The 14,883-nt window shown below is 63.3% G+C and carries 13 protein-coding genes; 4 read left to right on the top strand and 9 right to left on the bottom strand.

The features are described 5' to 3' along the window. Nucleotides 1–119: 119 nt before the first annotated feature. Nucleotides 120–1,346 carry a 5-aminolevulinate synthase gene (gene hemA / locus FQU96_RS11120; RefSeq protein ID WP_146541117.1) on the top strand — a complete coding sequence of 409 codons (1,227 nt, stop codon included), beginning with the start codon at nucleotides 120–122 and terminating at the stop codon, nucleotides 1,344–1,346. A gap of 115 nt (nucleotides 1,347–1,461) precedes the next feature. On the opposite strand, the gene FQU96_RS11115 is transcribed toward hemA, so the two are convergent. Together FQU96_RS11115 and FQU96_RS11110 are read right to left on the bottom strand one after the other, a co-directional pair. After that, complete coding sequence (locus FQU96_RS11115; RefSeq protein ID WP_146541115.1) at nucleotides 1,462–3,081, bottom strand: inorganic phosphate transporter; 1,620 nt, start codon at nucleotides 3,079–3,081, stop codon at nucleotides 1,462–1,464. Between the two features lie 183 nt (nucleotides 3,082–3,264). Further along, entirely contained in the window at nucleotides 3,265–4,020 is a 756-nt protein-coding gene (locus tag FQU96_RS11110; RefSeq protein WP_146541113.1) for an acetoacetate decarboxylase, read from the bottom strand. A gap of 242 nt (nucleotides 4,021–4,262) precedes the next feature. Here FQU96_RS11110 and FQU96_RS11105 point away from each other — a divergent pair, with 242 nt between their 5' ends. Then, a complete protein-coding gene (locus FQU96_RS11105; RefSeq protein WP_146541111.1) occupies nucleotides 4,263–5,438 on the top strand; it encodes a patatin-like phospholipase family protein in 1,176 nt (391 codons plus the stop codon). 10 nt (nucleotides 5,439–5,448) lie between these two features. On the opposite strand, the gene FQU96_RS11100 is transcribed toward FQU96_RS11105, so the two are convergent. The 6 genes from FQU96_RS11100 to FQU96_RS11075 form a co-directional block, all read right to left on the bottom strand. Beyond that, complete coding sequence (locus tag FQU96_RS11100; protein ID WP_146541109.1) at nucleotides 5,449–6,390, bottom strand: glycosyltransferase family 2 protein; 942 nt, start codon at nucleotides 6,388–6,390, stop codon at nucleotides 5,449–5,451. Between the two features lie 32 nt (nucleotides 6,391–6,422). Next, nucleotides 6,423–7,661, bottom strand: a complete 1,239-nt coding sequence (locus tag FQU96_RS11095) for a glycosyltransferase family 1 protein (protein ID WP_146541107.1) — start codon at nucleotides 7,659–7,661, stop codon at nucleotides 6,423–6,425. Nucleotides 7,662–7,737: 76 nt separating this feature from the next. Then, nucleotides 7,738–9,498: a radical SAM protein gene (locus FQU96_RS11090; protein WP_146541105.1), complete on the bottom strand. Its 1,761-nt coding sequence runs from the start codon at nucleotides 9,496–9,498 to the stop codon at nucleotides 7,738–7,740. Nucleotides 9,499–9,592: 94 nt separating this feature from the next. Then, nucleotides 9,593–10,495: a hypothetical protein gene (locus FQU96_RS11085; RefSeq protein WP_146541103.1), complete on the bottom strand. Its 903-nt coding sequence runs from the start codon at nucleotides 10,493–10,495 to the stop codon at nucleotides 9,593–9,595. Between the two features lie 255 nt (nucleotides 10,496–10,750). Then, complete coding sequence (locus FQU96_RS11080; RefSeq protein ID WP_218574679.1) at nucleotides 10,751–11,770, bottom strand: ketopantoate reductase family protein; 1,020 nt, start codon at nucleotides 11,768–11,770, stop codon at nucleotides 10,751–10,753. Between the two features lie 40 nt (nucleotides 11,771–11,810). Then, nucleotides 11,811–13,043 (bottom strand): MFS transporter, encoded by a 1,233-nt coding sequence (locus FQU96_RS11075; protein ID WP_146541099.1) that lies wholly within the window; start codon nucleotides 13,041–13,043, stop codon nucleotides 11,811–11,813. A 180-nt stretch (nucleotides 13,044–13,223) separates the two neighbouring features. Between FQU96_RS11075 and FQU96_RS11070 the strand changes: the two genes are divergently transcribed. Both FQU96_RS11070 and FQU96_RS11065 read left to right on the top strand, forming a co-directional pair. Then, nucleotides 13,224–13,634 (top strand): hypothetical protein, encoded by a 411-nt coding sequence (locus tag FQU96_RS11070; RefSeq protein WP_146541097.1) that lies wholly within the window; start codon nucleotides 13,224–13,226, stop codon nucleotides 13,632–13,634. A 164-nt stretch (nucleotides 13,635–13,798) separates the two neighbouring features. Continuing rightward, the gene (locus tag FQU96_RS11065; RefSeq protein ID WP_255468008.1) at nucleotides 13,799–14,266 is read left to right on the top strand and encodes a DoxX family protein; all 468 of its coding nucleotides are present in this window, start codon (nucleotides 13,799–13,801) and stop codon (nucleotides 14,264–14,266) included. On the opposite strand, the gene FQU96_RS11060 is transcribed toward FQU96_RS11065, so the two are convergent. Next, the gene (locus FQU96_RS11060) at nucleotides 14,260–14,871 is read right to left on the bottom strand and encodes an NAD(P)-dependent oxidoreductase (RefSeq protein WP_146541095.1); all 612 of its coding nucleotides are present in this window, start codon (nucleotides 14,869–14,871) and stop codon (nucleotides 14,260–14,262) included. The genes FQU96_RS11065 and FQU96_RS11060 overlap by 7 nt on opposite strands. Nucleotides 14,872–14,883: the final 12 nt, after the last annotated feature.

Here is a 14,883-nt window from a genome sequence, read left to right as displayed (position 1 = left end):
GAAGACTTGACGTTCATCCCCGCCCGCTCGCATGGTGCGACGGAATTTGGCTGGCAAAACAGCGTTGTAGACGGTAGAGACCGCGCGCCATGGAAAGCGCGGACGGCCGGGAGATCACCATGGGGTTTGACTACGAGCGGTTCTTCGCCGAAGCGCTGGGTGGGCTGCGCCGAGAAGGCCGCTACCGCGTCTTCGCCGATCTGGAACGGTTGGCAGGCCGCTATCCACGGGCCGTCTACCGGCCGCCGGTGGGCGCGCCCCGCGAGGTCGTGGTCTGGTGCAGCAACGACTATCTGGGCATGGGCAGCCATCCGGTGGTGCTCGAGGCCATGCGCGATGCCGTGGCGGCACAAGGTGCCGGCGCCGGCGGCACCCGCAACATCTCCGGCACCAATCACCTGCATGTCGAACTGGAGCGCGAGCTTGCGATACTGCATGGCAAGGACGCGGCGCTGATCTTCACCTCCGGCTATGTCGCCAACGAAGCGACCTTGGCGACGCTAGCCGCCCGTCTGCCGGGCTGCATGGTGTTCTCCGATGCGCTGAACCACGCCTCGATGATTGCCGGCATCCGCAACAGTCGCGCGGCTTGCCGCGTCTTCCAGCATAACGACGTGGCGCATCTACAGGCGCTGCTGGCCGATACCGACCCGGCAACACCCAAGATCGTCGCCTTCGAGTCGGTGTACTCGATGGACGGTGACATCGGCCCCATCGCCGAGATCTGCGATCTCGCGGCCGAATACGGCGCCCTCACCTATCTCGACGAAGTTCACGCGGTCGGCCTCTATGGCGCCCATGGCGCGGGAGTCGCCGAGCGTGACGGCGTCATGCATCGCCTCGACATCATCCAGGGCACCTTGGCCAAGGGCTTCGGCGTTGTCGGCGGCTACGTCACAGCCTCGACGGCGCTGATCGACTTCGTGCGCAGCAACGCATCGGGCTTCATCTTCAGCACGTCCATGCCGCCGGCCATTGCCGCCGGTGCCCTGGCCAGTGTGCGCCACGTCCGCAGCCATCCGGAGCTGCGCACACGGCATCAGGAGCGCGCGACGTCGCTGAAGCGACGCCTGTTGGCCGCCGGCCTGCCGGTGATGCCGTCGCAAACCCACATCGTGCCGCTGTTCATCGGCGATGCGTCCCTGTGCAAGCGCGCCAGCGACCTGCTGCTGGACCGGCATGGCATCTACATCCAGCCGATCAACTATCCGACCGTACCGCGCGGCGCCGAGCGACTGCGCATTACGCCGTCGCCGGTGCACGACGACGGATTGATGGACGCGTTGGTCGTGGCACTGCAGGACGTCTGGCAGGAACTCGGCCTGGTGCGTCCCGCGGCCGCCTGAAACACCTGTCATCCCTCGCCACGCTTGGGATGACAGTAGCGACTCACATTACAGCACGTCCCCGAGCACGGGCATGCCGGCCCGTGCTCGCAGCGCTGTCCTCGGTTCCGGCAGCTCAGAACAAGTGCCGGAAGATGAAGTACAAACCGCCGGACAGAAGGATGGCGGCTGGCAGTGTCAGCACCCAGGCCATCAGCAGGTTGCGGACCGTCGACCACTGCAGCCCTGATTTGTTGGCGGCCATGGTGCCGGCCACACCCGAGGACAGGACGTGGGTGGTCGATACCGGCAACCCGAACATGTCAGCGGCGCCGATTGTCGACATGGCCACCACTTCGGCCGAGGCACCCTGGGCATAGGTCATGTGGCTCTTGCCGATCTTTTCGCCGACGGTGACGACGATGCGTCGCCAGCCGACCATGGTGCCCAGTCCCAGCGCAATCGCGACCGCAACCTTGACCCAGGTCGGGATGAACTTGGTCGCTTCATCCAGAGCCTTGCGATACGCGGCGAGATTCTTGGATGTGTCCGCATCGAAGGCCGGCTGGCCGGTCTTCTGCATCAGGCGGATCGCCTCGGACGTCAGGTACATGTCGTTGCGGACGTTCTGCACGACCTCGGCCGGCACACTGCGCAGGCTGCCATAGCGGCCGACATTCTCCGATACATCGCCCATCAGTCGGATCAGCGACGGGACCGTCTCGGGCGCCACGTGGCGCGAGCGCACGAAAGAGGCAACGCCTTCGCGGAAGTCACTCGGCGCGTCGCCCTTGGCATACGGCGCCAGCGACTGTTGCGTCACCTGCGCAACGGCACGGAACTGGGTGACGTGTGAATCAGGCACGGCCCGGTTGAGCGCATAGGCTGTCGGCACGGTGCCGATCAGGATCAGCATGATCAGACCCATGCCCTTCTGACCATCGTTGGAACCGTGCGCAAAGCTGACGCCGGTGCAGGTCAGCACCAGGATGCTGCGGATCCACCACGGCGGCGGCTGATTGCCCTTGGGTTCCTGGTACAGCTCGGGCCTGCGGGCAACGGCCTTGAGCACCAGCAGCAGGATGGCAGCGCAGAGAAAGCCCACCAAAGGCGACAGCAGCAGCGCCCAGCCGATGCTAGAGGCTTGCGCCCAGTCGACGCCGCTGGTGGCATTGCCCGCCGGCGCCATGAGCTGATTGGCGAGACCGACGCCGATCACCGAGCCGATCAGCGTGTGCGAGCTCGATGCCGGCAGGCCGAGATACCAGGTGCCGACGTTCCAGATGATCGCGGCAATCAGCAGCGCGAACACCATGGAGAAGCCGGCATCGGAACCGACCTGCAGGATCAGTTCGACCGGCAGCAGCGAGATGATCCCGAACGCAACGGCGCCGCTGGAGAAGAGGACGCCGAGGAAATTCCAGGTGCCCGACCACACCACAGCGACGTGCGGCGGCAGCGAGTGCGTATAGATGACAGTGGCAACGGCGTTGGCGGTATCATGAAAGCCGTTCACGAACTCGAAGCCCAGCGCGACCAGCAGAGCGACGCCCAGCAAGATGAACGGCAGCAGCGTCGTTGCGCGCCCCGGTGCATCGACCACATCGGCGTAGAGACTGTGCGCCGTGTAGAGGAGGCCTGCGGCCAGAAGGCCGACAAACAGAATAACCGTCAGCCTATTGGCCGGCCTGTTGAGATTGGGTCGCGCCGCAGGCGCTTGGCCTGCCAATGTCGGCGAGGCTGCTACGTCGGTCATCGAACTCCTCCGTATGACGCATGGCGGCGGATGGCGCCGCGATAGCGATGACCCATGAGTAGCGCCGGTGTATGAATGTCAGATGAAAGTATCCGCCCGCACGAACACGAAAAGTGCCGTATTTTGGGGCTTTCTGACGCCAGCCTTACCGCAAGCTGACGTCGTGAAGACTCTCGCGCCGCTTCAGCGCGCGGCGTCCTTGTTGTAATCGAATACGACTCGTCCGTACGGCAATGTCAGATCGGCGATGAAGTGATGCGCACCCACGATGCGACGCACGGGAAGGTCGGCGACCGGCGCATTGACATGCGGCACGAGATGCAAGCGACCGGGTCCCAGCCAGGACCCTTTGACGGTGATGTCCGTCAGATTGTAGGCCACCAGCTGGCAGATTTCAGGACTGCCGTCGACGCCGGGAATCAGTTTGAGGTTGACCTGCGTCTTTGACAGCGTTCGTGTCGTGCGCTCGCCGTTGCCGGCCATGGTTTCGTGTTTGTAGCCCATGGTGCCCATGGCCACGAGGTGGTTGGAGTACGCCAACGTACCGATCAGCGTATCCTTGACGATCTCCAGCTTGGGGTGCGCGTACTTTTTGGGGAAGCCCCAGATCTCGCGACCGGCCGCAATCGGCGGGTCATCATCGAGATACATCTGGGCGACGAAATTCATCTCCTCATCGCGCCAGCGGCACGGGATCACCAGGCCGGACTCGGTGTAGCTGCCGAAGCCCGAGCTGTCGGGCATCTTGATCCACTCGTAATGAACGAGAGCCGCATCGATCGGCTCGAGCGGCTCGGGCAACTGATCGCGAATGATGTCCGGATCGGTCTCGTAGGTGATCACCATGTATTCGCGATCGACGAAGCGATAAGGTCCGGCCGGATAGCTCGGCCCAGCCGCCGGCATGGACGGCAGCTTCAGGACGTCCTGTTTGCGCATCGCACTCTCCCCGATCGCCGCTGAGGATCGCCAGTACGTGACGTTGGTGACTCGTGAATTACGGCTAGCCGCCGCCCGAGCCGCTGCGGCTTACCGGTTGCTGACGGGCACGGGCGTGAAAGGCATACTCGCTGGTTGGCAGACGGTACCAGTCATGCTTTTGACACGCTGGTCGTCTATCGCACGCCGGCGAACGGAAGCGCCGTTCTTGAGCGGTTGTGCAAAGCGGAGGTCGATTGCCCATGGACGCCGTCGTTTCGATTCCCCCCGCCCCTGGCGAGCCAACCGACAAGCCCACACCCTGGCGGCCCGAGCGATGCCAGCGCATTGCCCTCGTACTGCAAGGCGGCGGCGCTCTCGGTGCCTACCAGGGCGGCGTCTACCAGGCATTGCATGAAGCCGGGATCGAGCCTGACTGGGTGGCGGGCGTATCGATCGGCGGCATCAACTCAGCGATCATTGCCGGCAATCCGCCCGAACGGCGCCTGGAACGACTTCAGGCGTTCTGGGATCGCATCACGGATCGCAAGGTCTGGCTCTACACGCCCGATGGCGATGTCTTCCGCCGCGCCCGCAACGCCGCCAGTTCCTGGCTGACCATGGCCTTTGGCCAGCCCGGCTTTTTCAGCCCGTACTCGCCGGGCCCCTGGTTCAGCCCGGCCGGGGCCAAGCAGGCGACCAGCTATTACGACAGCGAGCCGTTGCGCCAGACGCTGCTCGATCTGGTCGACTTCGACCTCGTCAACAAGGGGAATTGCCGTTTCTCCGTCGGAGCCGTCAATGTGCTGTCCGGCAACTTCAAGTATTTCGACAATCGCACCGAGGTGATCGGGCCAGAGCACGTGATGGCCAGTGGCGCATTGCCGCCTGCCCTGCCGATGGTGAAGATCGGCACCGACCATTTCTGGGACGGTGGCATCGTGTCGAACACGCCGTTGCAGCACCTGCTCGAACACGACGACTGCATCAACACGCTGATCTTCCAGGTCGACCTGTTCAGCGCGCGCGGCACGCTGCCCCGCGACATGCAGGACGTGATGGGGCGTCACAAGGACATCATGTACTCATCGCGCACGCGCTACACGACGGATGTCTATCGGCAGCTGCAGACCTGGAAGATGCGCCTGCACCGTGCCCTGACCAGGGTGCCGGATGCCGAACTCACCGACGAAGAGCGCCACCTGAAGCACCAGCTTGCCGACCTGCCTGAGATCACCATCCTGCACCTGATCTACCAGCAGAAGGCCTATGAAGGGCACGCCAAGGACTACGAGTTCTCGGCCACGTCGATGCATGAGCATTGGCAGAGCGGCTATGAGGACACCAAGCGCACGCTCAAGCGCAAGGACTGGCTTGCCATGCCACCCGACGGTGCCGGCATCGTGGTGCACGACGTCCACCGCGAGGATGAAGCATAGACGGTAATGTTCAGCCGTTACGGTATTTCTTCTTGCCGGACATCACCCACTTGAAGCGATTCCAGCGGGCTTTCATCGAGTGTTCCGGGCAGCGAAGGCTGGCCCACAGCACGCTCGGGAGCGACATCCGCCCCAACCAGTAGAGGTTGGTCACGCGCCATTCGTTGCGATCAAGATTGATGCGAAGGTCGACGCCGACACGCGCAGCCACCTGCCGCAACGAAAACATGCGCCATTCGATACGACGCACGTCGCTCTCACGGATTTCCCGGGAGCGATAGGACTGGTCGTCGCGGCCGGCGGCATAGAGGTTCAGTCCATGCAGACGCCGCAGCGTCAAGGTATCGGGAATTGACGCGATCTCGCCTGACACCGCGCAGAAATCGGCAATCAGCGTATCGGCGCCTTCGCGAACCGCATATGTGGGAAGCGGAAGTGCGCGTTTGACGTGTTCGGGGCGAAGCACCAGCACTGACGTAATGGGACTCCACCATGTCCCCCCTGAGCGCAGGTACTTGGACTTGTAATCGCCATTCGTCAGCGTGTGCGGCTGCGGCTCACCGAGCTCGTTGCCTTTGCGATCCACGTTCTGGAAGCGATGATAGAGCAGTGTCGCGGTCGGATTCTGCGCCGCCAGGGCAACCATACGCTCGACCTTGGTCGGCAGCCACGTATCGTCAGCATCCAGCAGCATGATCAGGTCGCCGCGTGCCTGCGGAATGCCGATATTGAAGGTGTGGCCCTGGCCGCCGTTTTCCGTGCGAATGACGCGTATCCTGTCGCCGTACTGGGGGAGGACCTCGCGGGTATGGTCTGTTGAACCATCGTCGACCACGACAATCTCGATATTGCCATACGTCTGGTTCAAGACACTGTTGATGGCAAACGGCAGATACCTGCCGTAGTTGTACGTGTTGATGAGAGCTGTCACCAGTGGACGATCGACGGACATGGCGCACGCGGGCCGCTGTGAGACGGATACGATCAGGTCGCTACGGTCAGCACTTTCCCGGCAGGGATACTGAGCGGCAGAACGACCCCCGACGGCCGGGCGAGCCCTTCGATGCGCTCGACGATATCGGGCAGCGCATCAGGCATGCCCGTATTGGCCAGTTGCCGGGCATGATGCTGTGCTGCGACGCTGAGCGACGGATCGCGCAACAGATCCCGGAACGTGTTGGCCATTTCGTCGATGGACACGGAAGGTGATTTCATCCACGAAAGTGCCATCCAGCCTATTATATAGTTCAGTATTTCCTGATCCCGCATCCAAGGGATGAGGAGCTGGGGACGCCCCAGCGACACACCGCGCTGTGCGACGTCCTGCACGCCGTGGTGCACCAGCGCACTCGCCTTGACGGCCTGCTCCAACAGCGCCGAATGCTCGCTCCAGACCGTGATGTGCGGCTGCTGCTCGAGAAAGCGACGCATGCTCAGCGTGATGCCGCTGACATAGATATCGAGGGGGATCTGATCGAACCCGGCGACCGCCAGGATAATCATTTCAATGCCGGGACAATGAACATCAAGAAACACCGCCAGGCGTTGTTCGGCCGGTGGAACAGCCGGCGCCGGCTGTTCGCCGAGCAAGCCGGCCGTCACGGTGCGACGCAGTTGCAGGTAAGGGTCGAACGCCGGCAGGCCGTAGAGGATCGAGGTACACCCGGCGACGACGTCGGAGACGGCGGCCAGCGATGCGTGCCCGAAACGGGCCAACGTCGCGTTCGCGTTGGCCAGCATCAACTCTTCGTCGGCAAGAGGCGTGGAATCCACGGACAGGCGTGGAAAGGATGTTCCGAGCACCGGCGGTAACGTGAGGCCGTTGCCTAGGGCGACAGTCGGCGCGTGGTGCGGCCCCACCAGCCACAGGACCGGCGCGCACAGCCCGATGATGAGATCGGGTTTCAACGCCTCGATCTGCCGATGCCACATCGAGGCCAGTGTCATCAGGGTCCGCTTGTCCTCAAATCCCGATGACGCCATCAGATCAGCGAAACCATCGATCGGCGCCCGTTTCATGACCAGATGCGGCGGTGGATGGAGCACGGGAGCCTGATGCAGTTCATTCGGCGTCCAGCTGCCGGCATAGTCGACGAACGCGACTGGATCGCCGACCACGTAGGCCACGGTATGACCTTTTTCCATCAACGCCCTGCCGACCGTCAGGGCATCACGGATCAGTTCGGATGGCACGTTGTGGTCGTAGGAGATCAGTACACGCATCGCTTCTTCCGCCATCGCTGGTCGGCCTCTGCCGTGTCCGCAGCCGGCCGATGATTCAAGTCACCTACGGTGGCCGTCAAAGCCACGCGTAGTCACGCTCGCGCGCCGGTCGCATCTTGAGAGCCCCGGCCGCGAAGCGCGTTTCGTCCGTCCACTCAAACCCGTCTTCAGCCAGAAGCTGCACAAGTTCGGCATGCGTTCTGCGGAAGCTCTGCCCTCGGCCGGCATCGAGGTCGTTGGTGAAGAGCATGAGTTCTCGCACGACATCGCGATTGAACGGCGTATCCAGGCCATCCAGGTAGCGCGCCAGCGAGAGCACCGAAGGCTTACTGAAAGGACGACAGTCCGTGTCGTGGTAGTCGAGCAACCGGGCGGCCGCTGCCTTTCTGACTCGCGGGGGCAAGTGGTGGATCGCCAACCGGTCCGGCATGTGCAGGATGTTCATCGTGACCTCGAAGTCCATCGCATCGCAGTAGCGATAGAGATCGACCAGTCCGAGAATGTTGTAGACCTGCACAACGGGCGGCACTTTGCACACCAGGCCATGCTCATGCTTCAGCTTGCGCACGTTGGCGTCGACCACGCTCCACCGCGCCGGATACCTGATGTATTCGTAGGTATCGCCGACGGCATCGAGGCTCAGCAGCAGTTCGACGCGGCGAAACTTCTTGATGCGCTCGATATAGCGCGCATCGACGCTGGTACAATTTGTCGACAGTTCAAGATGGATGCGACCGGCGGCGCCGGTATCGACCAGGTACTCGAGGATCTCGGCAACCCGTTCGTTGATCAGCGGCTCGCCGCCCGTGATGTACAGCCGCTCCAGCGTATCGACCGACTTCAGGACATCATCGAAGACCTTGCCGTCGTCCATGTACCAAGGGCCCTCGCCGCCCAGTTGGCGCGACAGCAATTGCGGCCGGGTCGTCTCGCCTGTCATCGTCTCGGGGATGTGCCGGTGCAAGACGATGGCGCTGAGCGGGACACCGCGTTCTGGTTCGCCGGCCTTTTCAATGATCTTGTTGCTGAGGACTTCAACGATCAGTTCAGAGCCACCCTCGATATCGTCGAGGTCGATGCTCACGGGATGCTCTGCATTCAGCAGGACCCCCTTGGCAACCGGGCGGCCATTGATGACCACCTGATATCGCTGTCCTTTGACACCGGCGCGGTGGAACGTGATCTCCAAACTGTCGAGGTGTGTGCCGGCGTGCAGCGGGACGCTGAAAATCGCATGCCCGTCGGTCCACGACCGCACGGCATTGTCGTAGTATTCGTGCGGATACATTCCTGAGACACGAACCCCGATGCGCGGCTCGGGCCCGAGCCTTGCAGAGCGTCCACGCCAGATCGCATGCAGCGGCTCGACACCCCCGCTCCAGCGGCTGTGAACAGGATCGCGTTCGATCTGTGAACTTGCCGCGCCGTAGCACATACGGCACTTCAGGTTGCAGAGATTGCTGATTTCGAGCTTGATGAAGCGTGGTCGTTGATCGACGCGATAGCCAGACGTGGTGCCGTACTTGCCCATCGACGCCGGGGTCTGCCGACGACCGGAGATCGGCTCGAGGCCGGTGTGTGTCCGGTAGCTCTGCCCGCTGGCAGCTTCGCTTTCGTAGCAGACCTCGCAGGCCGAGATTCGCTCGCCTTTGAGCATGCCTCGTCGAACGCCGCGCATGTAGGCCGAGTTCCAGATCTCGTCCATCGAGTGAAGGTTGAGCGACATCGGCGCGCCATGCTCGCTCACCAGATCATGAGCAACGCAGCAGACGCGTGCTGTCCCTTCCGGTCCAATACAGAGGTGCTGAAAGGGTAGCGCACAAAAGGTCTTGGACATGGGTCAGGCCCGGTCACCAGCAATTTCGAGTCGCAAGCCCTCATCGACGCACCGACGTCGTGCGTCGCCTACACCGATTTCGCCGGTGAATACGTCAGGAGCCCGGATTACCGTCCGCCGTATTGACGTCAGGTATGTCAGCACGCCGAATCGTGCTCTGCGCCACCTTCACGCCCTGCCCTCGCGCCGAACCGAAGAACGAGTTCAGTGCGCTCGACACAAAGATGTCCGGGCCATGCTGGCGTTGGCCATCGCCAAAAACCGACAGGCCCGACAAGATGCCGAGGCTGGTCGTGGCGCGCGAACCGGCCGCGGGCGAATGCCGACCGTCGACTTTGGCTGCGACCGGGCCAGCGGCAGTGGCCGCCAGGACAAGAGCGATGGGCGCCAGCCATCGTCGAATCCCATTGCCGAGCCGTCGCATGATCGACGCGGACCGGGCATCCACCGGAACAAGGTCGCCCTTCGGCAGCTTGCCGACCACCTGCACCGTCATGCTGGACACGGACGTCGTCGCGACGTCCGCGTCAACGGCCCACGCTTCATCCACAATGCGCCTGACCCACTCGCGGGTCGAGGACACCGGTCCGCTCTTGCTGGTTCGGGTCTGCACGAACAGCGTGCGGCGACTGGGGTCGAAGAACACACCCAGGGCTTGCAGCCCCATCGCATCGCGACAGGCCTTTGCTGCCGCCAGCAGGGCCCGGGCGCGCGCGACGATCATGGTTGGATCGTGGATGACTTCGCCGAGTTGAAATCGGTCGAGCCAATGCTCCAGCGAGCGGGGATAGGCAAGGTTGCCCAGGTGGTGCGCCCGGATAACCACTTCGACCGGTTGACCCGCCTGGTCGAGCGCAGCCTGGGCTCGCGCCCGCACCTCCGCTGTATCAACGCCTTGCCGAACATGCAGACGCAACCGTGCCCGCGCATGATCGATATCCGCCAGAAATACTGGTGCGGCGATCGATATCAGAGTTCCCCGAATATTTGCCTGCATGGCAATTCCCCAGTACTGAGAGGGCAATATGAACTTTTGGTCTTAATCACTTCGAACGGAAAAGTATCATGATAATTCACGTTAGTGAACTTTCTAGTTCATTGATTTAATTCCATAATTTTATGCTTATTCATCCGCACGCGGAATGAAATCAATTCTGAACTTGCCGCCCGAACTCCGGAATACACTGTTCTGAAAAGAAAATTTCATCTGCCGCGCGCAGTGCAATCACGGGAGACAGCGATGGTGACGCAGTCACTCACGTCGTTGTGATTGAGTACTCGTCCTTCCCGCTTCGGCAGCGAAAAGACCCTTGGCGGCTGCCCGGTGCGCGATTAGCCCCACTAGGACATCGAGCGTAGGCGTAGGCACTTTTGCAACATGCGCAAAGGCCAGCGGCATGCGCAGCAATGCCTCGACTTCCATGGGTCGGCCCAACTCATAGTCCTGCAGGATCGAGGGCTTATGTGGCGGGAACAGGCTGCCGGGAGCGAAGTCAGCGTCGATGTCGTAGTCGAAGCGGACACCGTGCCATGCAGCTACCTTCAGTCCCTCGCGTGTGCCCTCTTTAGCGATCTCGCGCAGGGCTTCGCTCTTGCCCAGCGAATCGCGCATGGTCTGCTCGACCAGGCAGCAAACGGTCGAACGTGAAATGTTGCGCAGCAACTTCTGCCAGACATTGGTGCGGATATCATCGCTGTCGGGTGACGCCACACCGGCCTCGATCAGCAATGCCCGCACCATTGCGACGCGTGGCGAGGGCCTGTCGTCGATCTCCCCGACAATGAGATTATTGCGCTGGGGTGTGTGGTTCCTGATGACGCCGGGCTCGATCACTTCGTTGGATGAGTAGACGACCCCACCGACCGTGCGCGCCTCACCGATGACGTCGCGAAGCCTGCTGCCGGGATCGAGCGCCGAGAGATCGGGTGGTGCCGGACGACCGCGCGTCAGGCGCAGCGCATACCACCAGGGAATGCCGTTCTGTACGAACACCACCGGTGTGTCGGCCTCCAGCAGGACGCCGATTGCCTCGGCTGCCGGCGACAAGGCATTGGCCTTGGTCGTCACCAGCACGACATCCTGTCGACCAAGCTCGGCGGGATTATCGCTGGCGTGAACGCGGCCATGAACCACACCATCCCCGATGCGCAGGGTGATGCCCTTGTCCCGGATCGCATCCAGGTTGGCGCCGCGCGCGATGACAGATACGTCGTGCCCGGCGGCCGATAGCCGGGCCGCCATATGCCCGCCGACGGCGCCGGCGCCGAACACAGCAATCCGCATGGCCGCCTCCTTCGTGCCTGGCCGGTGCTCAACCTTCCACGGCGTGCAATTCCTGGCGCCAGATCGTCGACAGGGCCGCAACCACAACGATAACGCACAGCATGCAGGCACACGCGACCCACATCGCCGTCGACAGGCTCCACGATCGAGCCATGGCGCCGACGATCGGCGCACCGATCGGCGCGCCCCCCATGAAGCCGAGCTGGAACAGGGCCAGGACCCGGCTGCGGTGACTGGCCGGCGTCGCCACCTGCACGATGGTGCGGCCCTGCGTCATGGTCACGCCCGCCCCCATGCCCCAGCAGAAGATCAATGCCAGCAGCACCGGAAACGACGGCAAGGTCGCGACGGCGAAGAGCACGACGATGCCGGAGCTCAGCGAAAAGATGATGGCACGACCGCGGCGGCGCATGGTGGCGCCCAGGCGCATCATGGCAAAGCTGGCTGCGATGGTGCCGCACCAGAAAAGCAGGTTTACCAGCGCCAGGCGCGCCGAGCCGCCACCATAGACATCGCGCACCGCGATCGGCAGAACGACCATGAAGGTGGCGACATAGAACAGGCCGACGGCGATCAACAGCAGGATCACCGGCCAGATCTGCGGCGACTCGCGCACGACGCGAATGCCGTCCCACAGCGCTGCCAGGCCGACCGGCGCGCCGTGGGCCCGGGCGATCGGTGGCTGCGGCGGCAATCGCGATATGGCAATGCCGCCGGCCAACATGATCCCGGATTGCAGCAGCAGCAATGGCATCGCGCCGATCGCATCGGCGCCGATCGCCAGCGCAATGCCAACCAGCTGGAACAGGAACTGGGCGCCCGTCGCCATCGCCACGGCTTTGGGCATAGGTAGCGATGTCACGCGTGGCAGCAATCCGTCGCGGGCGGGAATCGCAAAGGCGCTGATGGTGCCGGTCGCCAGCCCGTAGACAATCATGGCGCCCAGGCTGAGATGGCCGGTAGCCGCAAGGACCCCCAGGCCCAGCGACGGCAGCGCAGCAAGCCCGTGGCAGATCAGCAGTTGCCGCCGCGTGTCGCTATGGTCGGCGACGGCGCCACCCCACAGCATGAACAGGATGGACGGCCCCATCAGGCACATCTGCACAAGGCCGAGCCGATCGGCCGGCTGATGCAGGATCTCGGCGACGATCCATTGCACCATCACCATGCCGATCCCGAAGGACGCGAACCACGCCCCGAGGCCGAAAAGATAAGGCGGCAACGCGTTGACCGTGGCGGCCGTGGACGTTTGCGCGGACATCAAGCTGTTCCCCGGGGGGCTGTACTCTGCGGGGGCCTTTCAAGCCACATAACCGGGCTACTTGCCAAGCCCATGTAAAATCTATATTTTGCGGTGTGGGCCTGGAACAGACCCACATCGTGTAGCGTTCTGAATATTGCCGATCATCCGTCCCCTTCGGATCCGGCAGGGGGTCTCAATATGGCCCAACTCAACCGGGCAACGCTCGCCCGAGTGCTTGATGTTCTCGGCAGCGAGCATGCCGGCGAGGCGCTGGCGGCCGCCAAGCTGGCGACGGCGATGGTCCACGACGCCGGGTTCACCTGGGACGACGTCCTTCGCAGCGAGTTGCCGGCAAAGCAGGGCCTGCTTGCAGCGCCTTCGTTTGCTGAGAGCCCATCTCCCGCGGCACCGGGCCTTGGCCCCATGGGCATGCGTCGCGAGCGTGACCTGTCGCCCTACGAGCAGTTCTTCATGCTTCTGCTCAGCCCGCGCACACCCAGTCATGTAAAGAAGGAACTGCGGGGCTGGGAAACGCGCGTGCTCGACGGCGAGATCACGCCGCAGGAAACGCAGGATCTGCGCCAGCTGTTCAAGCAGTTCGTAGCCTGATCGCCGGCCCGTTTGGCCGGCACTCCCTCCTCACAATTTTTGCCCCCCGCGCCGCGCTGTGTACCTCTGCGACTCCAATGTTGTCATTGACAACTTAACTTGAAGTTGCCAATGTCAACATCAGACCTGCCGGGGACGCTGCAATGATGTTTTTCGGATTGATCGTGGTGGTCACCTTGCTCGCGGCCCTGCTCGACCGGATCGGCATTGGCGGCGTCGCGGACTGGCGGGCCCGTATGCGCTGGGGACTGGCCGCGGGCCTGATCTTCGCCGGCGTCGACCATCTTGTGACGCCGGGTCGCTATCTGGTGATGATGCCAGAGGCCGTCCCGTTTCCCCACGCGGTCGTGCTGTTCACCGGTCTGTGCGAAATCGCCGGCGCGATCGGCCTGCTGCTGCCACAGACACGCCGCCTCGCCGGCATCATGCTGGCGATCTATTTCGTCTGCGTCTTTCCGGCCAATATTCGCAACGCCGTCCATGGCGTCGTCGTCGACGGGCTACCCGCGGCATCGTGGTACTACTGGGTCCGCTTGGCGTTTCAGCCCCTCGTCATTCTCTGGGCCCTTCATGCCGCGGCGGTCATCGACCTCTTTCGCCGCCGGAGCGCGCCCCGCGCTGCGCTTCAGTAGCCGACGGTGAAGCGCTGACGCACATGCCGCGGCGTCTCCAGTTCGTCGATCATCGCCACCGCGTAGTCCTCCTGCGAAATGCTGCTGTTGCCCTGGGCATCGACCAGCAGCTGCTCGCCCCCGAGCCGGAACCGGCCGGTACGCTCGCCCGGCTGGATCACCGCCGACGGCGAGAGGAACGTCCAGTCCAGGTCCGCCTCGGCACGGAGAACCCCGAGGAAATCCCGGCCGGCCAGCGCTTCACCTTTGTAGGCAGCGGGAAACTGCGGTGTGTCGACAAGCTGTACGCCCGGTGCCACCTCAAGGCTGCCGGCGCCGCCCACGACCAGGTACCGCCTCACGCCGGCCGACGTGACGGCGGCGACCAGGGCCTTCGGATCCGACTGCTGGAAACGGACCGCGCTGATCACCGCATCATGGTTCGCCAGTAACTGGGCCAGGCCATCGACATCCGACACATCGCCCCTGGCCGCCGTCAGGCCCGGGCGAGCCGCGAGCTTCTCCGGATGGCGTGCGATACCGCTGACCGTGTGTCCGCGGCTGAGCGCCTCGGCCAGGATCTTGCTGCCGACATTGCCCGTAGCGCCGATCAAAGCGACTCTCATGAATAATCCCCG

The organism is Reyranella sp. CPCC 100927, assembly GCF_007859315.1.
Taxonomy (GTDB): domain Bacteria; phylum Pseudomonadota; class Alphaproteobacteria; order Reyranellales; family Reyranellaceae; genus Vineibacter.
This window is presented reverse-complemented; position numbering and strand designations above follow the sequence as displayed.

Excerpts from the sequence above, each read along its gene's own strand:
- hemA (WP_146541117.1), top strand. The coding sequence starts at position 120 with ATGGGGTTTGACTACGAGCGGTTCTTCGCCGAAGCGCTGGGTGGGCTG.
- FQU96_RS11115 (WP_146541115.1), bottom strand. The coding sequence starts at position 3,081 with ATGACCGACGTAGCAGCCTCGCCGACATTGGCAGGCCAAGCGCCTGCG.
- FQU96_RS11110 (WP_146541113.1), bottom strand. The coding sequence starts at position 4,020 with ATGCGCAAACAGGACGTCCTGAAGCTGCCGTCCATGCCGGCGGCTGGG.
- FQU96_RS11105 (WP_146541111.1), top strand. The coding sequence starts at position 4,263 with ATGGACGCCGTCGTTTCGATTCCCCCCGCCCCTGGCGAGCCAACCGAC.
- FQU96_RS11100 (WP_146541109.1), bottom strand. The coding sequence starts at position 6,390 with ATGTCCGTCGATCGTCCACTGGTGACAGCTCTCATCAACACGTACAAC.
- FQU96_RS11095 (WP_146541107.1), bottom strand. The coding sequence starts at position 7,661 with ATGCGTGTACTGATCTCCTACGACCACAACGTGCCATCCGAACTGATC.
- FQU96_RS11090 (WP_146541105.1), bottom strand. The coding sequence starts at position 9,498 with ATGTCCAAGACCTTTTGTGCGCTACCCTTTCAGCACCTCTGTATTGGA.
- FQU96_RS11085 (WP_146541103.1), bottom strand. The coding sequence starts at position 10,495 with ATGCAGGCAAATATTCGGGGAACTCTGATATCGATCGCCGCACCAGTA.
- FQU96_RS11075 (WP_146541099.1), bottom strand. The coding sequence starts at position 13,043 with ATGTCCGCGCAAACGTCCACGGCCGCCACGGTCAACGCGTTGCCGCCT.
- FQU96_RS11070 (WP_146541097.1), top strand. The coding sequence starts at position 13,224 with ATGGCCCAACTCAACCGGGCAACGCTCGCCCGAGTGCTTGATGTTCTC.
- FQU96_RS11060 (WP_146541095.1), bottom strand. The coding sequence starts at position 14,871 with ATGAGAGTCGCTTTGATCGGCGCTACGGGCAATGTCGGCAGCAAGATC.